Below are 23,940 nucleotides of genomic sequence, written 5' to 3' on the forward strand. Positions count from 1 at the left end.
AGGACGACGGACACCCGCTGAGGAGGATGCATGGGCGATGTCGCGATGAGCGAGGGACTCGACTGGGCGACGGCCCGGGGAATGGGCGCCCTCGCCGAGAAGATGGGCATGGAGTTCGTCGAGTTCAGCGTCGAGCGCTGCGTCGCGACGATGCCGGTCGAGGGCAACACCCAGCCCGTCGGACTCATGCACGGCGGGGCCTACGTCGTGCTCGGAGAGTCACTCGGCTCGATGGCTGCCAATCTGCACGCCGGTGCCGGAAGGCTCGCTGTCGGGGTGGACATCAATGCGACACACACGCGGTCGGCGACCTCTGGTCTGGTCACCGGCGTCTGCACGCCCGTGCACCTGGGACGGAGCATCACGGTGCACGAGATCGTGGTGACTGACGATCAGGGTCGTCGTTGCTCGACCATCCGCATCACCAACATGATCAAGGACCTTCCCGCCGGGCGCTGAGCGGTTCCTCCAGCAGGCGCTGGAACAGCAGATGATCCTGCCACTCCCCCGCGATCAGGAGGTACTTCGGCGCCATCCCGATGCGCTCGAATCCGTTTCCGAGCAGCACCCGCTGCGAGCCGAGGTTGTGCAGCAACGTGGCCGCCTGGAGTCGGTGCAGCCGCAGCTCGGTGCGGGAGTGCTCGATCACCCTCGCGACCGCGCGGCTCGCGAGCCCACGGTGCACGCGCGTCGCATCCACCCAGTAACCGAGGTCTGCGCTCCAGAACGCCCCGCGGACGATGTTGTTGAGGTTCATCCGTCCGCGGATCTCACCATCGTCGGACTCGATCACGAAGCGGATGCCGCGTCCGGCCGATGCGTCGTCCACACAGTGCTGTGCATGCGCCTCCTGCGAGGCAGCGGTGAAGAACGCCTCCGAGCGCGTCGGCTCCCACGGCGCGAGATGCTCGCGGTTCGCCAGATACGCACGCGAAAGGGCGGCACCGTCGCCCAGGCGCACGGGCCTGAGGATGTGCTCGGAATCGAGCCGGAAGGATCCGGCGCTCACCGCTACTTCTTGGGAGCCAGCTGCTCGATGATCGCCTTCGCGACGTCCTGCATCGTGAGACGACGGTCCATGGAGGCCTTCTGGATCCAGCGGAAGGCCTCGGGCTCGCTCAGCCCCATCTTCTCGTTGAGCAGACCCTTGGCCCGGTCGACGAGCTTGCGGGTCTCGAAGCGCTCGACCATGTCGGCGACCTCTGCCTCGAGCGTGATGATCTGCTCGTGGCGGGCCAGCGCGATCTCGATCGCCGGAAGGAGGTCGTTCGGCGTGAACGGCTTCACGACGTAGGCGAGGGCGCCGGCCTCGCTGGCACGCTCGACGAGCTCCTTCTGGCTGAACGCCGTCAGGAGCACGACCGGGGCGATGTTGCCCTTGTGCAGCTTCTCGGCCGCGCTGATGCCGTCGAGCTGAGGCATCTTGACATCCATGATGACCAGGTCGGGGCGGAGCTCAGTGGCCAGAGCGACCGCGGTCTCCCCGTCACCGGCCTCGCCGACCACATCGAAGCCGTTGTCGCGGAGGATCTCGACGATGTCGAGACGGATCAGCGACTCATCTTCGGCGACGACGACGCGTCGGGGTGCGGATGACGTGGGCTGCTCAGCCTGCTCTTCTTGCTCTGTCACACACCCATCCTAGTGGAGTGCCCCTGTCTGCAGGCCTCAGGCGCTCGGCGCGGACGGTCGCGCCTCCTGCTCTGCGCTAAAGTCGTAGACGCGACACACGAGCCGGCGTGGCGGAATGGCAGACGCGGAGCACTCAAAATGCTTTGTCCGAAAGGGCGTGTGGGTTCGAGTCCCACCGCCGGCACCCAACATCGATCGAACGAACGCGCGAATTCCGGCGCGGGCGACTGATCGACTATTCCGCGAGCACCGCGAGCTCCGCCAGAACGCGTGGATGCGCGAGGATCCGGAAGTGCCCGCCCGTATCGAGGCGCACGTTCTTGGCGCCGGCCAGTTCGCTGCCTTCGGGGATGTGAGGGTCGAACGCCGCGTACACCGAGACGATCCGCTCGTTCACCGTCACCTGCTGCGCCAGATCCACGATCGACGGGTCGCGCGGTGAGAACGCACGAAGCGTTCTGGAGAGCATCAACCGCGCATAGCGCGACCCGCCGAACGGTGCGGCGATCGCGAGCATCGACCGCACGCGCGTGCCCGCCGGACCGGTCATCACGGTCTTCCCCGCAAGGCCGCCCTTGCTGTGCGCGACGAGGATCACGTCTTCGAGCCCGCGCTCCTCGAGGAACGCCGCCACGACCGCGGCCATCTCGGCCACAGGACGCTCATTCCGGTGGAGCGCCTCGACGATGTGCACCGGATGACCACGTTCATGCATCGCGACGACGAGCGGCTGCAGGAACCGCCAGGTCTCGTAGACGCCGGGGAGCACGACGATGTGTGCAGCATCTCCGGAGACGAAAGACGACGGATCGGTGCGGTCGAATGCCGCACGGACCTGCCAGTACCCCGCGTACGCGTAATCGGCTATCCACCATCGCGCGTTCCTCAGCACGCCGATGACGGCCTCCTTCGACGGCGATGCGTTTCCATGCCTGAAAGCTACCCGAAGCGGACGACAGAGGGGGCAGGACCGAAGTCCCACCCCCTCTGGATGACGTACGTCAGACGCCGGCCTTGTAGATCGGCGCGGCACCGCGGATCGCATCGCCGACCTTGTGCACGCGAAGGTCGTTCGTGGATCCGACGATTCCGGGAGGGGAACCGGAGATCACGACGACCTTGTCCCCTTCTTCTGCCAGACCGTTGCCGAGCAGATACTCATCGACCTGGTGGTACATCAGGTCGGTGTGCTGGACCATGTCGACCAGCGTCGAGCGGATACCCCACGTAAGCGCCATGCGGCGACGGATGCCGGGCTCCGGGGTGAAGGCGATCATCGGGATGCGCGAGCGCAGACGCGACAGGCGACGGGCGGAGTCACCGGACTGCGTGAAGACGCAGAGGAACTTCGCGTCGACGAACTCGGCGACCTCGAGCGCGGCGAGGGTGATCGCACCACCCTGCGTGCGGGGCTTGGCCGTGAGCGGCGCGATGCGCTCCAGGCCGTGCTCCTCAGTCGACTCGATGATGCGCGCCATGGTCTCGACCACGACGACCGGGTAGTCTCCCACGCTGGTCTCGCCCGAGAGCATCACAGCGTCGGCGCCGTCGAGCACGGCATTCGCGACGTCAGACGTCTCGGCGCGAGTCGGCACAGGGCTGTTGATCATCGACTCGAGCATCTGCGTCGCGACGATGACCGGCTTCGCCATGCGGCGGGCGATCTCGACGGCGCGCTTCTGCACGATCGGGACTGCCTCGAGCGGCAGCTCGACGCCCAGGTCGCCGCGGGCCACCATGATCGAGTCGAACGCGTCGATGATCTCCTCGAGCGCGTCGACCGCCTGCGGCTTCTCGACCTTGGCGATGACGGGGACGCGGACGCCCTCCTCCGCCATGATCTCGTGGACGCGGATGACATCGGCGGCGTTGCGCACGAAGGACAGCGCGATCAGGTCGGCGCCGATGCGCAGACCCCAACGGAGGTCCTCCTCGTCCTTCTCGCTCAGCGCGGGGACGTTCACGGCGACGCCGGGCAGGTTGATGCCCTTGTTGTTCGAGACCGCTCCGGCGACGATGACCTTGGTGGTGACCGTCACACCGTCGGTCTCGACGACCTCGACGCGGACCTTGCCGTCGTCGATGAGGAGGAAGTCACCGGGCTTGACGTCCTGCGGGAGCCCCTTGAACGTCGTTCCGGAGATCTCCTTGTTGCCGATGATGTCCTCGGTGGTGATCTTGAAGATGTCGCCCTTGGCGAGTTCGTAGGGTCCGCCCTCGAACTTGCCGAGACGGATCTTCGGACCCTGCAGGTCGACGAGGATCGCGACGGGGCGACCAGCGTCCTCAGCGGCACGGCGCACGTTGGCGTAGTTGTTCTCGTGCACGGAGTAGTCACCGTGGCTGAGGTTCAGTCGGGCGACGTCCACGCCCGCATCGATCAGTGCGCGCACCGTCTCATAGGTGGAGGTGGCGGGGCCCAGGGTGGCGACGATTTTCGCGCGTCTCAAAGATTGCTCCAGGGTAGAAGTGGGGGATGGTGAATCAGGCGACGGTGCCGGCCTCAGCCTACGCGGGCTGGAGTCCGATCGCGACATCGCTCGGACGCACCGGCTCCGGGAGCACGGTGGTGCCCATCAGGAACCGGTCGACGTTGGCCGCGGCTGCACGCCCCTCGGCGATGGCCCACACGATGAGCGACTGTCCACGGCCGGCGTCGCCGGCGACGAACACGCCCGGCACCGTCGACTCGTAGGAGGAGTCGCGCCGGAACGCACCCCGATCGGTCACCTGGGGAAGCGTCTCCTCGGTGTAGCCGTCCTGCTCCGGTCCGGTGAAGCCCATGGCGATCAGGATGAGATCGGCCGGGATCTCCCGCTCAGTGCCGCTCTTGGGCACACGCCGACCATCGACGAACTCCGTCTCCGCCACGCGCAGTGCACGGACCTCGCCGACGTCGTTGCCGAGGAACTCGACGGTGGAGGCGAGGAACACACGCTCTCCGCCCTCTTCGTGAGCGGAGGAGACCTCGAACAGGGTCGGCATCATCGGCCACGGCTGGTGGTCGGGACGGGTGTCGCCCGGCTGCTTGCCGATCGCGAGGTTGGTGACGCTGAGTGCGCCCTGCCGGTGCGCGGTTCCGATGCAGTCCGCACCCGTGTCGCCACCGCCGATCACGATGACGTGCTTGCCCTCGGCGCTGATCTGATCCGTCACCTTGTCGCCCGCCACCGCATGGTTCGACTCGACGAGGTACTCCATGGCGAAATGGACGCCGTCCAGGTCGCGGCCGGGGATCGCGAGGTCACGCGGAACCGTGGAGCCTGTGGCGATCACCACCGCGTCGTACCGGGCGCGCAGGTCCGGCCAGGAGATGTCCTTGCCGATCTCGACGCCGGCGCGGAAGCGGGTGCCCTCCTCCTGCATCTGGCGAAGGCGGGACTCGAGCTGCGTCTTCTCCATTTTGAAGTCGGGGATGCCGTAGCGCAGCAGTCCGCCGATGCGGTCGTCACGCTCAAAGACCGCGACGGTGTGCCCGGCACGGGTGAGCTGCTGGGCAGCGGCGAGTCCCGCAGGACCGGAACCGACCACTGCAACCGTCTTGCCCGTCAGCCGCTCCGGCGGCTCCGGCTCGACCCAGCCCTTCGAGAAGGCCTCGTCGATGATCGAGACCTCGATCTGCTTGATGGTCACAGCCGGCTGGTTGATACCGAGCACGCACGAGCTCTCGCACGGCGCAGGGCAGAGCCGCCCCGTGAACTCCGGGAAGTTGTTCGTCGCGTGCAGGCGCTCGATCGCCGCGCGACCCTCGCCTCGCCACGTCAAGTCGTTCCACTCCGGGATCAGGTTGCCGAGCGGGCACCCCTGATGGCAGAACGGCACGCCGCAGTCCATGCAGCGCCCTGCCTGACGGCGCAGGACCTGCTTGTCGCCGGGCTCATAGACCTCTTTCCAGTCCATGATGCGCACGGGAACGGGACGACGCGCGGGAACCTCCCGCTCGGTCACCTTCAGAAAGCCTTTGGGGTCAGCCACCGGTCACCTCCAGGATGCGGTTCCACACGATGTCGCCGTCGGGGTCGATCCCCTCGGCCAGCGCCTCCTCGCGCATGCTCCGCACGGCGGCGAAGTCACGAGGGAGCACCTTCACGAACTCTGCGGCTGCCGCCTCGAAGTTCTCGAGAAGACCCGCGGCCAGCGGAGACGCGGTGCGCTCGACATGCGCGACCAGCAGGCTCCGCAGCACTTCGAGATCCGCGCGGTCGAGCGGCTCGAGGAGCAGCTCGCCGCTCCCGAGCGACTGCGCGTTCACCTTGCTGGTGTCGAGGGCGTGCACGTAGGCCACTCCCCCGGACATCCCGGCGCCGAAGTTCCGTCCGGTCGAGCCGAGGATCACCGCGAGCCCACCGGTCATGTACTCCAGAGCGTGGTCGCCCACGCCCTCGACCACGGCGGTCGCACCCGAGTTGCGGACGAGGAAACGCTCGCCGACGACGCCCGAGATGAACATCGTCCCCGAGGTCGCGCCGTAGCCGATCACGTTGCCGGCGATCACGTTCTCGTGCGGCGCGATCTTGGAGCCTCGCGGCGGACGGATCGTGATGTCGCCGCCCGAGAGCCCCTTGCCGACGTAGTCGTTGGCATCGCCCTCGAGCCGCAGGACGATACCCGGCGGCAGGAACGCCCCGAGCGACTGACCGGCGGTGCCGTGCAGAGTCACATCGATGGTGCCCTGCGGCAGACCGTCTGCTCCGTGCCGTGACGTCACCTGATGACCGAGCATCGTCCCCACCGCACGTTCGGTGTTGGCGATGGGCAGCTCGACCACGACGGGCTCGCCGTTGAGCAGCGCGCCCTTCGCGATGTCGATCAGCTTCACGTCGAAGTGCTTCTCGAGCTCGTGGTCCTGGGTGCGTGCGCTACGACGCGGTTCGCCTGCCGGGAACACCGGGCCTTCCAGCACCGGAGTGAGGTCGAGCCCCTCGGCCTTCCAGTGCTCGACCGCGGCGTTGACCTCGATGAGGTCGGCACGGCCGATGATCTCGTCGATCGAGCGGTAGCCGAGCTCGGCGAGGAGCTCACGCACCTCTTCGGCGATGAACTCCATGAAGTTCACGACGAACTCGGGCTTGCCCGTGAACCGCTCGCGCAGAACCGGGTTCTGCGTGGCGACACCGACGGGGCACGTGTCCAGGTGGCAGACGCGCATCATGATGCAGCCGCTGACGACGAGCGGAGCGGTGGCGAAGCCGAACTCCTCCGCGCCGAGCAGCGCACCGATGATGACGTCGCGGCCGGTCTTGAGCTGGCCGTCGACCTGCACCACGACGCGATCCCGCATGCCGTTGAGCATGAGCGTCTGCTGCGTCTCCGCGAGGCCGAGCTCCCACGGTGTGCCCGCGTGCTTCAGCGAGTTCAACGGGCTCGCACCTGTTCCACCGTCGTGACCCGAGACCAGGATCACGTCGCTCAGCGCCTTCGCGACACCGGCCGACACCGCGCCGATGCCCGACTGGCTCACCAGCTTGGTGTGGATGCGGGCCTCGGGGTTCGCCCTCTTCAGGTCGAAGATCAGCTGCTTCAGGTCTTCGATCGAGTAGATGTCGTGATGCGGCGGCGGGGAGATCAGTCCCACACCGGCGGTGGCGTGACGGGTACGCGCGACCCAGGGGTACACCTTGGTCGGCGGCAGCTGGCCTCCCTCGCCGGGCTTGGCACCCTGGGCGAGCTTGATCTGGATGTCGTCCGCCTCGGTGAGGTACAGGCTCGTCACCCCGAACCGCCCCGACGCGACCTGCTTGATCGAGCTGCGACGCTCGGGGTCGACCAGGCGGTCCGGATCCTCGCCGCCCTCACCGGTGTTCGACTTCGCGCCGATGCTGTTCATCGCGACGGCGAGCGTCTCGTGCGCCTCCTTGGAGATGGAGCCGTAGCTCATCGCCCCCGTGGAGAAGCGCTTGACGATGGCGGAGACGGGCTCCACCTCGTCCAGCGGCACGGGCTTGCGAGTGCCGGTGCGCAGCGTGAACAGTCCGCGCAGGGTCTTCAGCTCGGCGGCCTGCTCATCGACGAGCTTCGTGTACTCGCGGAAGATGTCGTAACGTCGCGTCCGCGTCGAATGCTGCAGCTTGAACACCGTCTCCGGATTGAAAAGGTGCGGAGAGCCGTCGCGGCGCCACTGGTACTCGCCGCCCGTCCAGAGCCTCTCGTGCGCACGTGCTGCCGCATCCTCCGGATAGGCGTAGTCGTGGCGCGCCTGGTTCTCGGCGAAGATCTCCTCGATGCCGATGCCGCCGAGCTTCGACTCGGTGCGCGTGAAGTACGCGTCGATGAACTCCTGGCTGAGGCCGACCGCCTCGAACACCTGAGCACCGGCATAGGACGACACGGTGGAGATGCCCATCTTCGACATGATCTTCAACACGCCCTTGCCGAGCGCGTAGATCAGGTTCTTGACGGCCTTCTCGGTCGTGATGCCCGTGATGTAGCCGGTGCGCACGAGGTGCTCTACCGTCTCCATCGCGAGGTACGGGTTGACGGCGGAGGCACCGTAGCCGATCAGGGTCGCGACATGATGCACTTCGCGGACGTCTCCGGCTTCGACGATGAGACCGACCTTCATGCGGTTCTCGCGCCGGATGAGGTGGTGGTGGATCGCCGAGACCATGAGCAGGGACGGGATCGGTGTCAGATCCTTGTTCGAGTCACGGTCCGACAGGATGATGAACTCGGCACCGTTCTCGATGGCCTCGTCCACCTCGGCGCACATCTCGGTGAGCCGGTCGGCGAGCGTCTGGGGGCCGGCGTCGAAGTGGTAGAGGCCGCGGATCGTCGCGCTCGATCGACCGGGCATGGCCTTGTCGATGTGGCGGATCTTCGCGAGCTCGTCGTTGTCGATCACCGGGAAGTCCAGAGACACCGTACGCGTGTGCTCCGGCCCCCAGGTGAGCAGGTTGCTCTCCGGCCCGAGGCCCAGCTTGAGGCTCGTGACGACCTCTTCGCGGATCGAGTCGAGCGGCGGGTTGGTCACCTGGGCGAACTGCTGGGTGAAGTAGTCGAACAGCAACCGCGGACGCTTGCTGAGCACGGCGATCGGCGTGTCAGAGCCCATCGCGCCGAGCGGCTCGACACCGGTCTGACCCATCGGCGTGAGAAGGATGCGGACCTCTTCCTCGGTGTAGCCGAAGGTCCGCTGACGACGGGTGATCGACGCCGGCGGGTGCACGATGTGCTCACGCTCGGGAAGCTCGGCAAGACGCACGGCGCCGGCGTCGAGCCACTCCTGCCACGGGTGCATCGTGGCGAGATCGTGCTTGAGCTCGCTGTCCTCGATGATCCGACGCTGCGATGTGTCGACCAGGAACATCTTGCCCGGCTGCAGGCGGCCGCGACGCTTGATGCGCTCCGGTTCGAACTGGAGAACGCCGGTCTCGGATCCGATGACGACCAGTCCGTCGGTCGTCTCCGTCCAGCGTCCAGGACGCAGACCGTTGCGGTCGAGCGTCGCGCCGACGAGGGTCCCGTCCGTGAAGATGAGAGCGGCCGGTCCGTCCCACGGCTCCATCTGGTTGGAGTGGTACTCGTAGAACGAGCGCAGCTCCGGAGAGATGTCGGCCTGCTTCTCGTAGGCCTCCGGCACCATCATCATGATCGCGTGCGGCAGGCTGCGCCCGGTCAGCGTGAGCAGCTCGAGCACCTCGTCGAACGAGGCGGAGTCGCTGGCGCCGTCGGTGCAGATGGGAAGCAGCGGCGTGATGTCGCCGAGGAGCTCGGATTCCAGCTGCGATTGGCGGGCGCGCATCCAGTTGCGGTTGCCGCCGACGGTGTTGATCTCGCCGTTGTGGGCGAGCATGCGCAGCGGCTGCGCGAGCGGCCACGACGGGAAGGTGTTCGTGGAGTAGCGGGAGTGCACCACGGCGAGCTCCGAGGCGAAGCGCTCGTCCTGCAGGTCGGGATAGAACGGCTCCAGCTGCAGGGTGGTGACCATGCCCTTGTACCCGAGGGTGCGGGCGGAGAGCGAGACGAAATAGGCACCGAGTTCGTGACCGGCGCGCTTGCGCAGACGGTAGGCGACGCGGTCGAGCGCGATCCCCGTGAGGGGCGCATCGGAGTGCGTCGCTCCGCCCGCGCTGACGAAGAGCTGCTCGAACGCGGGACGCGCCTCATCGGCGAGCTTGCCGAGGTTCTCGTTGGCCGTGGGAACCTCACGCCAGCCGAGGACGCGAAGCCCCTCGGAACGGGCGATCTTCTCGATGCCGGCCTTCTGCTGGCGGCGCTCGCTGGAATCGCGAGGCAAGAACGCCAGTCCTGCGGCGTACTCCCCTACCGGCGGCAGTTCGAACCCGACCACGGCGCGGAGGAACGCATCGGGCATCTGCGTCAGGATGCCGGCGCCGTCCCCGGTGCCCGCATCCGAGCCGATGGCTCCGCGGTGCTCCAGGTTGCGCAGGGCCTCGAGGGCCAACGCGATGATGTCATGCCCGGCTTCGCCGCGCAGGGTCGCGACCATGGCGAGGCCGCAGGCGTCCTTCTCGAACGCCGGGTTGTACATGCCCTGCTTCGGGGGGTATGCGCCGGAGGCGCCGTAAGGGGGCTGGAAGTACACCAGTTACCGTCCTCAGATCTTCGAGTGAAACCCGGGGACGACGTCGGCCCGCTCGTTCAGTGCAATGGTTCTCCCGCTACGAGGCGGCGTTATCGAGAGCCGCCCTCGCTCGTGGGAGCAGTGCTTGTGGCGGTGGCTCCTGCGGTGACTTCTTCGGCCGGAGGCTCGCTCACGTCTACGAAGTCAGAGGTATTGTCCTGCGATTGTACAACAGCGTCCGGGTCGGTCCGTTCGCGGCCGGGCTGGTACGGTGACGGCTCCAGTCCGGGGTGACGACGCGTCTGCACGATGAGGATCGCGACACCGATGAGCACGCCGATGATGGCCGCGAGGACGTTGCTGCGCAGGCCCAGGATGATCTCGCTCGGATCGATGCGGATCGACTCCCAGAGGATGCGACCGGCGCTGTACCAGATCAGGTAGATCGCGAAGAGGCGACCCCACTGGAAGAAGAGCTTGCGACCGAGCCACAGCAGGACGATGACGCCGAGACCGTTCCAGATCACCTCGTACAGGAAGGTGGGATGGAACAGCGTGCCCTCGGGAAGTCCAGGGGGGAAGGCCGAGTTGGTGGACGGGATCTCCAGACCCCAGGGCAGATCGGTGGGAAGCCCGAAGAGTTCGTTGTTGAACCAGTTGCCGAAGCGACCCATGGCCTGTGCCAGCAGCAGACCGGGTGCCAGCGCGTCGGCGAACGTCCAGAAGCGGATGCCTGTCCAGCGGCACCCGAGGTACGCACCGATGGCACCGCCGATGAGCGCGCCGAAGATCGCGATGCCGCCCTCCCAGATGGCCCAGACGGAGCCTGGCTGGAACGGGTTCCAGGTGTTGATACCCTCGCCGAAGTAGTCGTTCGGGTGGGTGAGCACGTGGAAGATGCGCGCGCCGATGATCGCCAGCGGCACTGCGAGGATCGAGATGTCGATCACGACCCACGGCTCCGCTCCACGCTTGGTGAGGCGGTGGTTGGTCAGGAACGTCGCGGCGATGATGCCGGCGATGATGCACAGCGCGTAGAAGTGGATCCGGATCGGCCCGAGGTCGAAATACGAGACCGTGGGGCTCGGGATGCTGGCGAGCACGTTCGTGAAGGTGCTGTGGAGCGCGAGTGACATGAGTGCGATTCTAGTTCTCGTGATCGGGGCGTGCCGACGAGGTGCCGGAGGCCAGGTTTCGGGTGACTTCTGCGAGGGCCGGTACTCCGCCGTCACGCAGAGCGCGGACGAGCGCTGTGCCGACGATGGCGCCGTCGGCGTACTCGGAGACTCCGGCGATCTGCTCGGCGGTGGAGATGCCGATTCCGACGCAGGCGCGGTGAGCTCCGTGCGCCCGCAGGCGTCCGACGAGGGTGCGGGCAGCGCGGTCGAGTTCGGCGCGCTCCCCCGTGATGCCCATCGTCGAGACCGTGTACACGAACCCCGTGGAGGACTTCACCACCAGGTCGAGTCGTTCATCGGAGGAGGTCGGCGCCGCCAGGAACACCCGGTCGAGGCCGGTCCGCTCGCTGGCTGCGATCCACTCCCCTGCCGCGTCCGGCGTGATGTCCGGCGTGATGAGCCCAGCACCGCCCGCGGCGAGCAGGTCATCCGCGTAGCGATCGATGCCGTACTGCAGAACAGGGTTCCAGTAGGTCATCACGAGCACGGGGACATCGGTGGCCGCCGTGATGGCGCGGATCGCCGTGAAGAGGTCGGCCATCCGGAAACCCGCAGCCAGAGCCTTGGTGGTCGCCTCCTGGATGATCGCGCCGTCCATCACCGGGTCGCTGTACGGCGGTCCCAGCTCGATGATGTCGACGCCGTTCTCGGCCAGGGCGATGGCTGCCTGGATGCTCGTCTCGAGATCGGGGAAGCCGACGGGCAGGTACCCGACGAAGGCGCTGCGGCCGGCGTCCTGCGCACGCTGGATGGCTTGTTCGACGCGGCTCACAGCTGCGGTTCCCCCTTCGCGATGCGTCCTTCCTCTTCGCTCTCCTGCTCGACGTCGTGGGCCAGAGCGGCCTCGTCGTAGAGCTGGAAGTAGCGGGCCGCGGTGTCCATGTCCTTGTCGCCGCGACCGGACAGGCAGACGGCGATCAAGCCGTCGGGGCCGAGCTCGCGACCGATGCGCAGGGCCCCGGCGAGGGCGTGTGCCGATTCGATGGCGGGGATGATCCCTTCGGTCCGGCTGAGCAGACGCAACGCCTGCATCGCCTCGTCGTCGGTCGCCGGGATGTACTCGGCGCGACCGATGTCGGCGAGCCAGGAGTGCTCGGGGCCGACACCGGGGTAGTCGAGACCGGCCGAGATGGAGTGGGACTCGATCGTCTGGCCGTCGGCATCCTGGAGGACGTAGGTCTTCGCACCGTGGAGCACGCCAGGGCGGCCGCGCTCGATCGATGCCGCGTGCTTCTCGGTGTCGACGCCGTCGCCGGCGGCCTCGACCCCGTAGAGTCGGACACCCTCGTCGTCGAGGAACGCGTCGAACATGCCGATCGCATTGGAGCCGCCGCCGACGCACGCCATGACCGCATCGGGAAGCCGTCCCACTTCGTCGAGCAGCTGCGCGCGGGCCTCTTCGCCGATGATCTTCTGGAAGTCGCGGACCATCGCCGGGAACGGGTGCGGACCCGCCGCCGTGCCGAAGATGTAGTTGGTGGTCTCCACCGAAGCGACCCAGTCGCGATAGGCGTCGTTGATCGCGTCCTTGAGCGTGCGCGAGCCGGAGGTCACCGGGACCACCTCGGCGCCGAGGAGGCGCATGCGAGCCACGTTGAGCGCCTGCCGTTCGGTGTCGACCTCGCCCATGTAGATGGTGCAGTCCAGACCGAACAGCGCTGCCGCCGTCGCCGTCGCCACGCCGTGCTGTCCGGCACCGGTCTCCGCGATCACGCGGGTCTTGCCGAGGCGCTTGGTGAGCAGAGCCTGGCCGAGCACGTTGTTGATCTTGTGGGACCCGGTGTGGTTGAGGTCTTCGCGCTTGAGGAAGATGCGCGCACCGCCGGCATGTTCGGCGAATCTCGGGACCTCAGTGATCGCGGAGGGGCGCCCGGCATAGGAGCTGAGCAGATGCGCGAGCTCGTCGCGGAACGACGGGTCGACGATCGCGGCCTCGTAGGCCACCGTGAGCTCATCGATCGCCGCGATGAGCGACTCGGGCATGTACCGCCCGCCGAACTCGCCGAAGAAGGGGCCGTGCTGGTCGCGCAGGCTCATCATGCCTCCAGGAAACTCTTGAGGGTGGCGACGGGGTCGCCGGTCACGAGCGCCTCGCCGATCAGCACGACGTCGGCGCCCGCGGAACGGTAGTGCACGACGTCAGCCGGAGTGAGCACCGCCGACTCCGCGATCTTGACGGCCGTGTCGGGGATGCGCTCGACCAGGCGCCCGAACAGGTCACGATCGAGTTCGAGGGTCTTCAGGTCCCGCGCGTTGACGCCGATCAGGGGGGCGCCGAGGTCGACCGCGGCTTCGAGCTCATCAGCGGAATGCGTCTCGACGAGCGGCGTCATGCCCAGCTCGCCGATGAAGCCGAAAAGATCACGCAGCACGTCGGGCTCGAGGCCGGCGACGATGAGCAGGACGAGATCGGCGCCGGCTGCACGCGCCTCGAGCACCTGGTAGCGGGACGCGATGAAGTCCTTGCGCAGCACGGGGAGCGAGACCCGCGCCGTGACCGCCTCGAGGTCGGCGAGGCTGCCACCGAAACGACGCTCCTCCGTGAGCACGCTGATCGCGGACGCACCGCCCGTCTCATATAGCGATGCCTGAAGAGCCGGGTCGGGGATGTCGGCGAGTGCGCCTCTCGAGGGACTCGCACGCTTGACCTCGGCGATGATCTTCACGCGATCCGCAGGGGCGAGGAACGAGAGTGCGTCCTTCGCTGCGGGACGGGCGAGAGCGTCTCGCTCGAGGGCGGCCAGCGGTCGCGACAGGGCGCGACGCTCGGCGTCTGCGACAGCGCCGGCCGTCAGGTCGGCGAGCACCATTAGTGCGCCTTCGGAGCGTACTTCGGACCCTTCACGCCGTAACCGGCCTTTGCCAGCGCCCAGCCGACGATCGCGCCGATCGGGACGAGGGCCACCGAGGCGATGACGAGGACGGGCTGCTCGAAGCAGAACGCGACCGTGGCGGCGGCGAAGCCGACCAGCATGATGACCACAGCGGTCCAAGCGGCAGGCGAGTGTCCGTGGCCGGGATCGGCGATCGGGTTGGTCATGTTCTCCTCCGGGGGACGACGTGCGGTTCGGATTCAGTCTATCGGGGTCAGCGTGTCGGATCGGTTCCCCGGGACAGCTCGTCCCAGGAATCGACGGCATCGACGGGCCCGTCGTGCGGGACATCGACGCGGTCGGTGCGGTATCGGCGTCCACCGGCCTTCCACCCGCGCCACGTCGTGAGGACCACGACCGAGGCCGCCAGCAGGATCGCCCAGCCCACGAGCGCGATGTACGGCCAGGCCGAAGGCACGATGCTCGCGACCACCTCATGGACCGCCATGCCTCCCGCCAATCCGGTCACCTCGGTCACGGTGGCCCCGACGGCGTCGAAGGGTTCGGAGAGCAGCAGCTGGAGAGTCGACCAACCGAGGAACACGGCTGTCGCCGCCGCGAGCACGCCGAACACGAGGCGCACCGGCTTGCCCGCGATCGACAGCGCGGCGCCGAGAGCGAGCACAGCCAGGCTGAGCGGGGCGAGAAGCACCAGGGCGGACGCCCCGGGGACCAGGATCGCCTCGCCCGCGTCGGCGCGCTCCACGGTCAGCCAGGTCTGAGTCGACGAGATGATGCCGATCGCCCCGGCGAGAAGGAAGCCGGAGACGGACAGCGCGCGACCGCGTTTCGCGAGGCTCATGACCGATCCGTTCCGGTGACGGCCTCGAGGTCGTTCGTGTCGAAGCAGGTGCGCGTGCCAGTGTGGCAGGCGGGGCCGGTCTGGGCCACGAGGAGCAGGATCGCATCGCCGTCGCAGTCCAGACGCGCCTCGTGCACGACCTGGATGTGTCCGGACGTGTCGCCCTTGCGCCAGTACTCCCGGCGGGACCGGGACCAGTAGGTCGCCCGTCCGGAGGTCAGGGTGCGTCGCAGCGCCTCGGCGTCGACCCAGGCGAGCATCAGCACCTCGCGCGTGTCCCACTGCTGCACGATGACCGGCGCGAGCCCGTCGGCGTTGAAGGCGACCTGCGCGATGCGCTCGTCGACGGATGTCGTCTGTGCTTCCGCGTCGCTCATCGGACGAGAACCCCCTCCGCGCGAAGCGCGTCCTTGACGTCGCCGACCGTGAGCGCGCCGGTGTGGAACACGCTGGCCGCGAGCACGGCGTCGGCACCGGCTTTGATGGCGGGCGCGAAGTCCGATGCCTTTCCGGCACCGCCCGACGCGATGACGGGCACGGACGCCGCCTCCCGCATCAGGCGCACGAGCTCCAGGTCGAAGCCGTCTCTGGTGCCGTCCGCATCGATCGAGTTCACGAGCAGCTCGCCCGCTCCACGCTCCGCCGCCTCCCGCGCCCAGTCGAGGGCGTCGAGAGTGGTCTGCGTGCGGCCGCCGTGCGTGGTGACGACGAAGCCCGAGTGGGTCGTGGGCGCGCGCTTCACGTCGAGCGAGAGCACGAGCACCTGCGCACCGAAGCGGTCGGCGATCTCGCCGATGAGCTCCGGGCGCGCGATGGCCGCCGAGTTCACGCCGACCTTGTCCGCGCCGACCGAAAGCAGGCGCGCCACGTCGTCGACGCTGCGCACTCCCCCGCCGACGGTGAGCGGCACGAACACCTGCTCCGCCGTCCGCTGCACGACGTCATACGTCGTGGCGCGGGCGTCGACCGTCGCGGTGACATCGAGGAAAGTGATCTCGTCTGCACCCTGCGCCGCGTAGTGCCTGGCGAGCTCGACGGGGTCGCCCATGTCGCGCAGGTTCTCGAAGTTCACGCCCTTGACGACGCGCCCATCGGCGACGTCGAGACACGGGATGACACGGCTCGCGAGCGTCATCAGAGCCTCGCGTTGTGGATCGCGGTGACGAGGATGGCCCGTGCACCCAGCGCGTAGAGAGCGTCCATCACGGGGTTGACCCGGGAACGAGCCACCATGACGCGCACGGCCACCCACTCGGGGTCACGCAGCGGCGAGACCGTCGGCGACTCCACGCCCCCGGCGATCTTCACGGCGTCATCGAGGAGGGCGACCGGAAGGTCGTAATCGATCATGACGAAGCGTCGAGCGACCATCACACCGCGCAGGCGGCGAAGCAGCGTGTCCGCGCCCTCGGCGTCGACGGGTCCGGCGATGAGCACCGCCTCCGACTCCAGAATCACGGGGCCGAACACCTCGAGCCCGGCCTGACGCAGCGTCGTACCGGTCTCGACGACATCGGCGACGGCGTCGGCGACACCGAGGCGGACCGCGGACTCCACGGCGCCGTCGAGGGGCACCAGGTCGACGGCGATGTCACGCTCGTCGAGGAACGCGTCGACGAGGCCGGGGTACGACGTCGCGATGCGGAGCCCGTCGAGCTCGCTCACATCGGTGTAGCGTCCGGTCGGCGCGGCGAAGCGGAACGTCGAGCCGGCGAAGCCGAGAGCTTCGATCTCGCGCGCACCGGGCATGCGTGCATCGAGCAGCAGGTCACGACCGGTGATGCCGACGTCGATCGCGCCGGAGCCGACATACGTGGCAATGTCCTTGGGCCGGAGGAAGAAGAACTCGACGTCGTTGTCGGCGTCGATGACGTGCAGGGTCTTGGGGTCTCGACGGCCGGCGTAGCCCGCCTCGGCGAGCATGTCGGCGGCGGTCTCGGAGAGCGAGCCCTTGTTGGGAACAGCGATGCGCAGCATGGATGGCTTTCAGTTCGAGGGGATCGGAACGGAGCGCATCACAGATGTCGATAGACGTCCTGCAGGCTGAGCCCCTTCGCGAGCATCATCACCTGGACGTGGTACAGCAGCTGGGAGATCTCCTCGGCGGCGGCCTCGTCGGACTCGTACTCCGACGCCATCCACACCTCGGCGGCCTCTTCCACGATCTTCTTGCCGATCGTGTGCACGCCGCCGTCGAGCTCGGCGACGGTGCCCGATCCGGCAGGGCGGGTCTCGGCCTTGACGCTGAGCTCGGCGAACAGCTCGTCGAAAGTCTTCACGCTTCCAGGCTAGCGGCTCGGGCGAGGTCTCTCAGCCGGGTGACGGCCGCCTCGATGTCGTCAGCCCCGTACACGGCCGAGCCCGCGACGAATGTATCGGCGCCCGCGGAGGACGCGATCTCGATCGTGCGGTCCGAGATGCCGCCGTCGACCTGGAGCCAGACACGGGAGCCGCGCCGACGGGCTTCTTCCGCGAGAGCGCGCAGCTTCGGCATCGTCTCCGGCATGAAGCTCTGCCCGCCGAAGCCGGGCTCCACGGTCATCACGAGGATCTGGTCGAACTCGTCGAGGACCTCGAAGAGCGATTCGACAGGTGTCGCCGGCTTCACCGCGACCCCGGCTCGAGAACCGATGTCACGAAGACGACGGGCGAGAGCGACGGGCTCATCGGCGGCCTCGAGGTGGAAAGTCACGCTCGCGGCGCCGATCTCGGCATACTCGGGCGCCCACCGCTCGGGGTCCGTGATCATCAGGTGCACGTCGAGCGGGATCGGGCTGGTGGCCTGGATGCGCTCCACCATCTGCGGCCCGAACGTCAGGTTGGGCACGAAGTGGTTGTCCATCACGTCGACGTGCGCGAAGTCGGCGGTCGCGATCTTTGCGAGATCCGCCTGCATGTTCACGAAGTCGGCGGCGAGGATACTCGGGTTGATGCGCGGGGCGCGAGGGAGTTCCACAGTCCTAGTCTTCCTTCCCGGATGAGGTGTCGTCGATCGATGAGCGCTGCAGGAGCGCGAGGAACATCGCATCCGTCCCGTGACGGTGCGGCCAGAGCTGTGCGCTGCCGGAACCGACCCTGCCGTCGTCCGCGAGATCGATCGGGGCCATGGCGACATCCGCGATGACGGCCCGCGCATCGAGCTCGCGCACATCTGCACGGTCGCGGAGCACCTCCTTCACCACGCCCGTGGTCTCCGCGAGATGAGGAGAGCACGTGACATACGCGACGATGCCGCCAGGGGCGAGGGCATCGAGCGCGGCAGAGAGCAGCTCGACCTGGAGCGGCACGAGCTCGGCGACGTCGGCCGGGGACTTCCGCCACCTCGCTTCAGGGCGCCGCCGCAGCGCCCCCAGACCCGTGCAGGGGGCATCGACGAGGATGCGGTCGAACTCCCCCGGCCGGGATGCGGCCAGAGTCCGCCCGTCCTGCTCGTGCACCTCGATCTCACCGGGGACGGCCCGCAGTGCCTTGCGCACCAATCGGGCCCTCACCGGGACGACCTCGTTCGCCTCCAGAGTGACGTCATGCTCACGGGCGACAGCAGCGAGGAGCGCCGTCTTGCCACCTGGCCCCGCGCACAGGTCGAGCCAGCGCTCACCGGCGGTGATGGGCGCGGCGCCGGCCAAGGCCAGTGCCACGAGCTGGGATCCCTCGTCCTGCACGCGCACGGTCCCACCGGACGCCTCGACGGCATGCCGGGGGTCGCCGCCGGCCGAGGCGAAGGCCGTGGGCGCGTACGGCAGACGAGGCTCCCCCGGCTCGGCGAGCCCGGGGAGCGCGACGAGCGTGACATCGGGTGAGGCGTTGTCGGCCTCGAGAAGCGCCTCCAGCTCCTCGCCACGCCCCTCGGCGATCAGAGCACGACGCAGAGCGCGGATCACCCACACCGGGTGCGCGGAACGCAGGGCGAGTCGTTCGTCGTCGGAGCGTGCGCTGCTCTCGATGCGTTCCTGCCACTCGTCGCCTGATTCCCGGGCGATGCGACGGAGCACGGCGTTCGCGAAGCTCGATGCTCCACGCCCTGACTCCGTCGCGACCAGGTTCACCGACTCGTTCACCGCGGCGTGCGAAGCCACCCGCGTCGCCAGCAGCTGATGCACGGCGAGGCGCAGAGCGTCGAGGACGGCGGGATCGATGCTGTCGGGAGAACGATCCGCCGCCGCGGCGATGATCGCGTCGTAGGTGCCGAGCCGGCGCAGCGTGCCGTACGTCAGCTCGGTCGCGAGAGCAGCGTCCTGGGGGCTGAGTTGCGCTTCGGCGATCGCGGAGGGCAGCACGAGGTTCGCATAGGCATCGGTCTCGGAGACCGCACGCAGCACGCCGTACGCGACTCGTCTCGCGGGCTGCACGGTGCGGGCGGGACCGCGCTGCCCCCCGCGATGCACGTCTCCCGATCGCTGCGCGCCACGCGGACCGGCGTTCTTCGGTGCCGTCCTACGGTTCCGTCGTTCATCGCTCATGAGCCGGCCACCAGTTCGTCGCCTCCACGCAGACCGCGCCACCAGTCGACAGCGTTCATCGCGCCCTTGCCTGCCGGCTGGACCCTGGTCACCGCGAGTGCACCGGTGCCGGTGCCGATGTGGAGAGCCGTCTTGGTGCCGCGGAGCCGCCCCGGCGCGAGGGGATCGGCATCCGGGGCCGGCGTGGCTTCGAGCACCTTGAGGGGTTGACCTGCGACCGTGGTGTGCGCACCCGGTTCCGGGGTCACACCGCGGAAATGAGCGAACACGGTGTCGAGCGGCCGACTCCAATCGAGCAATCCGTCCGCGAGCGTGAGCTTGGCCGCGAAGGTGGGCTCTCCCTGCTGCGGTATCGACGACGCCGTACCCTCGGCGATCGCAGAGACCACCTCGGCGAGGAGCTGCGCGCCGTCGGCGGCGAGGAGCTCGAGTGCCTCCCCTGCGGTGGTCGTAGGGGGAATATCGACCTCACGCATGGCGAAGACATCGCCGGCATCGAGTTCCGCGACCAGCTGGAAGACGCTCGCGCCGAGCACCTGATCCCCGGCGATCAGCGCGCGTTGGACAGGGGCGGCTCCGCGCCAGGCCGGCAGCAGCGAGAAGTGCAGGTTGATCCACCCCGCACGGGGCGCGGACAGCAGAGGCTCGCGCACGAGCCCGCCGTACGCCACGATCACCCCGAGATCCGCCTCGAGCGCGGAGATCTCCACTGTCGCCGCGTCGTCCAGGCGCGCCGTCTTGATCACGGGGAGACCCAGTCCGACCGCCGATTGCGCCACCGGAGACGGGGTCAGGGTGCGACGACGCCCCAGCGGGGCGTCGGGACGTGTGATGACCGCAGCGATGTCGTGGGACTCCGCGAGTCGCTGGAGGCTGGGGACGGCGGCGGCCGGTGTGCCGGCGAAGACGAGGCGCATGAATGTTCTCCGGAAGGGTCAGAGCTCTGGTTCGAGGATATCGAGGCGGACGGAGAGGGTGCTCTTGGTGGCGCGCCCCTTTCGGCGACGACCGCTCACGGCTTCGGCGACGACCGCCGCGCGCAGGGCCGTCGCCACCCGCGCTCCGGCACCGTAGTCGAAGCGCACGAGCGCACGCACCCGTGGGGGCACGTCGTCGGTCTCGACCGGGACGGGCCCGAGCACCGCGTCCGAGGGCAGGGCGAGATCGCTGAGTGCGGCGAGGGCATCGGCGACGGCGGGGACCGATCCCTGCACGAGCGCCACGCGCGTCGTCGGAGGCATGTGCAGAGGTGCTCTGCTCTCCAGCTCCGATCGGGCATGGCCGGCCTGGTTCCAGGTGGCCAGCGCCTTCGCGGCCGCCCCGTTGACGCCCACGAGATGCACGGGCGCGCCGGGAGCCGCCAGCGCGGCCGCGTTCGACCACCACCGCAGACAGGACTCGGCGACCCGCAGGTCGGGGGCCTGAAGCATCCTCGGCCCGTCGAGCAGCACGACGGCACGGTATCCCCCATCGGCGATCGGCTCGGCACCACGGGTCGCGACGACGAGTGCGGGCTTCGCCGGAACCCGCTCCACCGGATGAGCGCCGTCCGCGACGATCACCCGCACACCGGGGAACGCGCGCCCCAGCTCGTCGGCCGTGCGCTCGCTGCCGGACGAAGCCAGGCGAAGCTTCGTCGACGAGCAGGCAGGACACGTCCAGGCACTGGCTCCGCGTCCGCACCATCCGCACACCGGCACGGCACCGCGATGCTTCGCACCGAGTGGACCGCCGCAGTGGGCGCACCGGGCGGGCGCTCGACAGTCCGCGCACACCAGTGAAGGAGAGAATCCGGGGCGCGACACCTGCACGAGCACCGGGCCCTCCGCCGCCGCGGTGCGTGCGGCGAGGAACGCGGACGACGGCATCCGCTGAGCCGTCGGCTGCTCCATCTCCTGGGGCGTGCTGAGGACGACTCGCGGCAGCACTCGACGTGCTGCTCTGACGTCCTGCAGCCAGCCGAGGACGACCAGCCGTTCGACATCCGTCGTGCGCGTGTGGCCGGCGAAGAGCAGCGCCGACCCCTCCAGCTCTTGACGCAGCAGTGCCGCGTCCCGTGCATTCACATACGGGGCCAGCGGTTCCCCGAGAAGCGGGTCGCCGTCGTCCCAGATCGCCACCAGGCCTGCGACGACGGGTGAGTACACGGCCGAGCGGTTGCCCACCACGATGCACGGGGCGTCTTCGAGCGTGCGGAGGAAGCCACGATAACGGTCGGGGTTGGTCTGCCGGGAGTCGTGACGGACCACTGCGGCGGCGGGGACGAGCGCCTCCAGAGCCGCGAGGAGTCGATCGAGATCGCGACTGTCCGGGACGACGATGATCGATGATCGCCCCGCGGCGAGCATCCGCGCTGCCGATGCCGCAAGCAGACGGGCCCAGCCCTGCACGCCGTCGACGAGCTGGGGAATCGCCTCGACCGCGGCGCGACCACCGGAGTCGAGAACGGCGCCGAGCCCCTCGTACAGATCGACCGTGCTCTCCGCCACGGCCAGAGCATCGGCGTCGGGGACCTCGGCGGGCGTATCGGCCGTCCACGCCTTCTCGACACGCACCTGACGTTTGGGGATCACCAGGCGCAACACGTCGGAGGCCGAGCCCGCTGCCCGGTCGGCGACGCGACGAGCGAGGGCGTGCAGACGCGTGGGAAGCACGGGCACCGGAGACACGACGCTCTCGACCTCCGAGAGCGCCCGGTCGGCATCGTCCTCCGCGTCGATGTCGACGACGTAGCCGTCGATCACGCGTCCGGCGGTGCGCAGGGGCACACGAACGCGAACTCCCAGGGGCACATCCCCCAGCTCAGGGGGAAGGGCGTAGTCGAAGAGCCGATCGAGTTGCGGAAGAGGGGAATCGAGGAGCACGCGCGCGATGCGCCGGCTCTCCGCAGGCATCAGGACCGCGGTCCCATCAGAGACCGGCGGCGCGGCGCAGCTCTTCGACGCGGTCGGTGCGCTCCCAGGTGAAGTCCGGGAGCTCACGGCCGAAGTGCCCGTAGGCCGCGGTCTGCGCGTAGATCGGGCGCAGCAGTTGGAGCTGCTCGATGATCGCCTGCGGGCGGAGATCGAACACCTCGTTGATCGCGCGGGTGATGATCTCGTCCGACACCTTGCCCGTGCCGAACGATTCTACGTACAGACCGACCGGGCGTGCGACGCCGATGGCGTAGGCCACCTGCACCTCGAGGCGGTCGGCCAGCCCCGCGGCGACGGCGTTCTTGGCGACCCACCGCGTTGCGTACGCGCCGGACCGGTCGACCTTCGACGGGTCCTTGCCGCTGAAGGCACCTCCCCCGTGACGCGAGGCTCCGCCGTAGGTGTCGATGATGATCTTGCGCCCGGTCAGACCCGCGTCCCCCTTGGGGCCGCCCGTGACGAAGGGCCCGGCGGGGTTGATGTACAGGGTGACGTCGTCGAGGTCGAGGCCTGTGGTCGCGAGCACGGGATCGATCACGTGTTCCCGGACCTGGGCCTTGACGTCATCCTGCGAGATGTCGGGGTGGTGCTGGGTCGAGACGACGACCGCATCGACGGTCTTCGGCGTGAAGCCGTCGTAGCCGAGCGTGACCTGTGTCTTGCCGTCGGGGCGCAGGAACGGCAGCTGGCCGTTGCGACGCACCTCGGTGAGCCGCTCGGCGAGGCGGTGTGCCGTCCAGGCGGCCATCGGCATCAGCTGCGGCGTCTCGTTCGTGGCGAAGCCGAACATGATGCCCTGGTCGCCGGCACCGAGCCCGTCCAGCGGATCGATAGAAGACCCGTCGCGGTGCTCCTGGGCGCTGTCGACGCCGTGGGCGATGTCGGTCGACTGCTCGCCCACCGAGACGCTGACACCGCAGGAGGAGCCGTCGAAGCCGGTGTCGCTGGAGGTGTAGCCGATGCCGTTCACGACCTGGCGGACGATCGTGGGGATGTCGACGTAGGCCTCGGTGCGGATCTCGCCGGCCACGTGGACGAGACCCGTCGTGACGAGCGTCTCGACAGCGACGCGGGAGCCCTTGTCCTTCGCGATGAGCCCGTCGAGGATGCTGTCGGAGATCTGATCGCAGATCTTGTCCGGATGTCCCTCGGTGACGGACTCGGACGTGAACAGACGCAGGGCGCTCATCGATACTCCAGAACGGGACGGACAGAGAGAGGGTGTTGCACCCATTCTGGACCGCGCCTCCGACAGAACGGAGGCGCGGCCTGGAATATCACTCTGCGTGACGAAGGCGGAGCTTGTCCTCGTTGATCTCGTGCAGCGCGATCGTGAGCGGCTTGTCCTCGACGGACGAGTCCACGAGCGGGCCGACGTTGTCGAAGAGGTTTCCCTCGTGCAGGTCGGAGTAGTAGTCGTTGATCTGACGCGCGCGCTTCGCGGCGTAGATGACGAGCTCGTACTTCGAGTCGACGCGGTCGAGCAGGTTGTCGATGGGGGGATCGATGATGCCGTTGTTGTGTCCGGCCATGGTGAGACCTCCTGATCAGGCGAC

The 23,940-nt window shown here is 68.4% G+C and carries 23 protein-coding genes and 1 tRNA gene; 2 read left to right on the forward strand and 22 right to left on the reverse strand.

All coding sequences use genetic code 11. The features are described 5' to 3' along the window. The first annotated feature begins 30 nt into the window (after positions 1 to 30). Positions 31 to 459, forward strand: a complete 429-nt coding sequence (locus HDC31_RS09190) for a hotdog fold thioesterase (protein WP_046747117.1) — start codon at positions 31 to 33, stop codon at positions 457 to 459. Here HDC31_RS09190 and HDC31_RS09195 read toward each other — a convergent pair. Together HDC31_RS09195 and HDC31_RS09200 are read right to left on the reverse strand one after the other, a co-directional pair. Beyond that, positions 434 to 1,009 carry a GNAT family N-acetyltransferase gene (locus HDC31_RS09195; RefSeq protein WP_113681967.1) on the reverse strand — a complete coding sequence of 192 codons (576 nt, stop codon included), beginning with the start codon at positions 1,007 to 1,009 and terminating at the stop codon, positions 434 to 436. The genes HDC31_RS09190 and HDC31_RS09195 overlap by 26 nt on opposite strands. Before the next feature lie 2 nt (positions 1,010 to 1,011). After that, positions 1,012 to 1,632: an ANTAR domain-containing response regulator gene (locus tag HDC31_RS09200; RefSeq protein WP_017830602.1), complete on the reverse strand. Its 621-nt coding sequence runs from the start codon at positions 1,630 to 1,632 to the stop codon at positions 1,012 to 1,014. A 101-nt stretch (positions 1,633 to 1,733) separates the two neighbouring features. On the opposite strand from HDC31_RS09200, the gene HDC31_RS09205 reads away from it, so the two are divergent. Then, positions 1,734 to 1,816 (forward strand) — tRNA-Leu (locus tag HDC31_RS09205). A 51-nt stretch (positions 1,817 to 1,867) separates the two neighbouring features. On the opposite strand, the gene HDC31_RS09210 is transcribed toward HDC31_RS09205, so the two are convergent. From HDC31_RS09210 to rpoZ, 20 genes are all read right to left on the reverse strand, one after another. Beyond that, positions 1,868 to 2,524 (reverse strand): alpha/beta hydrolase, encoded by a 657-nt coding sequence (locus tag HDC31_RS09210; protein ID WP_258546591.1) that lies wholly within the window; start codon positions 2,522 to 2,524, stop codon positions 1,868 to 1,870. Between the two features lie 109 nt (positions 2,525 to 2,633). Then, positions 2,634 to 4,082, reverse strand: a complete 1,449-nt coding sequence (gene pyk, locus HDC31_RS09215) for a pyruvate kinase (protein ID WP_113681968.1) — start codon at positions 4,080 to 4,082, stop codon at positions 2,634 to 2,636. A 58-nt stretch (positions 4,083 to 4,140) separates the two neighbouring features. Continuing rightward, positions 4,141 to 5,607: a glutamate synthase subunit beta gene (locus HDC31_RS09220; protein WP_113681969.1), complete on the reverse strand. Its 1,467-nt coding sequence runs from the start codon at positions 5,605 to 5,607 to the stop codon at positions 4,141 to 4,143. Beyond that, positions 5,600 to 10,123, reverse strand: a complete 4,524-nt coding sequence (gene gltB / locus HDC31_RS09225) for a glutamate synthase large subunit (protein ID WP_113681983.1) — start codon at positions 10,121 to 10,123, stop codon at positions 5,600 to 5,602. The genes HDC31_RS09220 and gltB overlap by 8 nt, the downstream gene beginning before the upstream one ends. A gap of 143 nt (positions 10,124 to 10,266) precedes the next feature. Then, on the reverse strand, positions 10,267 to 11,292 hold the full coding sequence (gene lgt, locus HDC31_RS09230) for a prolipoprotein diacylglyceryl transferase (protein ID WP_113681970.1): 1,026 nt from the start codon (positions 11,290 to 11,292) through the stop codon (positions 10,267 to 10,269). 10 nt (positions 11,293 to 11,302) lie between these two features. Continuing rightward, the gene (gene trpA / locus HDC31_RS09235) at positions 11,303 to 12,106 is read right to left on the reverse strand and encodes a tryptophan synthase subunit alpha (protein ID WP_046747123.1); all 804 of its coding nucleotides are present in this window, start codon (positions 12,104 to 12,106) and stop codon (positions 11,303 to 11,305) included. Next, positions 12,103 to 13,371: a tryptophan synthase subunit beta gene (gene trpB, locus HDC31_RS09240; RefSeq protein WP_113681971.1), complete on the reverse strand. Its 1,269-nt coding sequence runs from the start codon at positions 13,369 to 13,371 to the stop codon at positions 12,103 to 12,105. The genes trpA and trpB overlap by 4 nt, the downstream gene beginning before the upstream one ends. Then, the gene (trpC, locus tag HDC31_RS09245) at positions 13,371 to 14,141 is read right to left on the reverse strand and encodes an indole-3-glycerol phosphate synthase TrpC (protein ID WP_171010952.1); all 771 of its coding nucleotides are present in this window, start codon (positions 14,139 to 14,141) and stop codon (positions 13,371 to 13,373) included. The genes trpB and trpC overlap by 1 nt, the downstream gene beginning before the upstream one ends. Before the next feature lie 2 nt (positions 14,142 to 14,143). Continuing rightward, complete coding sequence (locus HDC31_RS09250; RefSeq protein WP_046747126.1) at positions 14,144 to 14,374, reverse strand: HGxxPAAW family protein; 231 nt, start codon at positions 14,372 to 14,374, stop codon at positions 14,144 to 14,146. 47 nt (positions 14,375 to 14,421) lie between these two features. Further along, positions 14,422 to 15,009 (reverse strand): Trp biosynthesis-associated membrane protein, encoded by a 588-nt coding sequence (locus HDC31_RS09255; protein WP_113681972.1) that lies wholly within the window; start codon positions 15,007 to 15,009, stop codon positions 14,422 to 14,424. Beyond that, positions 15,006 to 15,386 (reverse strand): phosphoribosyl-AMP cyclohydrolase, encoded by a 381-nt coding sequence (gene hisI, locus HDC31_RS09260; protein WP_046747128.1) that lies wholly within the window; start codon positions 15,384 to 15,386, stop codon positions 15,006 to 15,008. Before hisI ends, HDC31_RS09255 begins: the two co-directional genes overlap by 4 nt. Beyond that, entirely contained in the window at positions 15,383 to 16,144 is a 762-nt protein-coding gene (hisF, locus tag HDC31_RS09265; RefSeq protein WP_058631197.1) for an imidazole glycerol phosphate synthase subunit HisF, read from the reverse strand. Before hisF ends, hisI begins: the two co-directional genes overlap by 4 nt. Next, a complete protein-coding gene (gene hisG, locus HDC31_RS09270; RefSeq protein WP_046747130.1) occupies positions 16,144 to 16,986 on the reverse strand; it encodes an ATP phosphoribosyltransferase in 843 nt (280 codons plus the stop codon). The genes hisF and hisG overlap by 1 nt, the downstream gene beginning before the upstream one ends. Positions 16,987 to 17,024: 38 nt before the next feature. After that, a complete protein-coding gene (locus HDC31_RS09275; protein ID WP_045265324.1) occupies positions 17,025 to 17,288 on the reverse strand; it encodes a phosphoribosyl-ATP diphosphatase in 264 nt (87 codons plus the stop codon). Beyond that, positions 17,285 to 17,965 carry a ribulose-phosphate 3-epimerase gene (gene rpe / locus HDC31_RS09280; RefSeq protein ID WP_046747131.1) on the reverse strand — a complete coding sequence of 227 codons (681 nt, stop codon included), beginning with the start codon at positions 17,963 to 17,965 and terminating at the stop codon, positions 17,285 to 17,287. The genes HDC31_RS09275 and rpe overlap by 4 nt, the downstream gene beginning before the upstream one ends. Positions 17,966 to 17,969: 4 nt before the next feature. Further along, the gene (locus tag HDC31_RS09285) at positions 17,970 to 19,469 is read right to left on the reverse strand and encodes an RsmB/NOP family class I SAM-dependent RNA methyltransferase (RefSeq protein WP_218867363.1); all 1,500 of its coding nucleotides are present in this window, start codon (positions 19,467 to 19,469) and stop codon (positions 17,970 to 17,972) included. Then, positions 19,466 to 20,386 carry a methionyl-tRNA formyltransferase gene (fmt, locus tag HDC31_RS09290; protein ID WP_113681973.1) on the reverse strand — a complete coding sequence of 307 codons (921 nt, stop codon included), beginning with the start codon at positions 20,384 to 20,386 and terminating at the stop codon, positions 19,466 to 19,468. The genes HDC31_RS09285 and fmt overlap by 4 nt, the downstream gene beginning before the upstream one ends. 18 nt (positions 20,387 to 20,404) lie before the next feature. After that, positions 20,405 to 22,363 carry a hypothetical protein gene (locus HDC31_RS09295; RefSeq protein WP_046747133.1) on the reverse strand — a complete coding sequence of 653 codons (1,959 nt, stop codon included), beginning with the start codon at positions 22,361 to 22,363 and terminating at the stop codon, positions 20,405 to 20,407. 16 nt (positions 22,364 to 22,379) lie between these two features. Further along, positions 22,380 to 23,573 (reverse strand): methionine adenosyltransferase, encoded by a 1,194-nt coding sequence (gene metK / locus HDC31_RS09300; protein WP_113680139.1) that lies wholly within the window; start codon positions 23,571 to 23,573, stop codon positions 22,380 to 22,382. Positions 23,574 to 23,661: 88 nt separating this feature from the next. Continuing rightward, positions 23,662 to 23,916 carry a DNA-directed RNA polymerase subunit omega gene (rpoZ, locus tag HDC31_RS09305; protein WP_017204385.1) on the reverse strand — a complete coding sequence of 85 codons (255 nt, stop codon included), beginning with the start codon at positions 23,914 to 23,916 and terminating at the stop codon, positions 23,662 to 23,664. Positions 23,917 to 23,940 lie beyond the last annotated feature (24 nt).

Source organism: Microbacterium sp. JAI119 (assembly GCF_013410135.1).
Classification (GTDB): Bacteria; Actinomycetota; Actinomycetes; order Actinomycetales; family Microbacteriaceae; genus Microbacterium; species Microbacterium oxydans.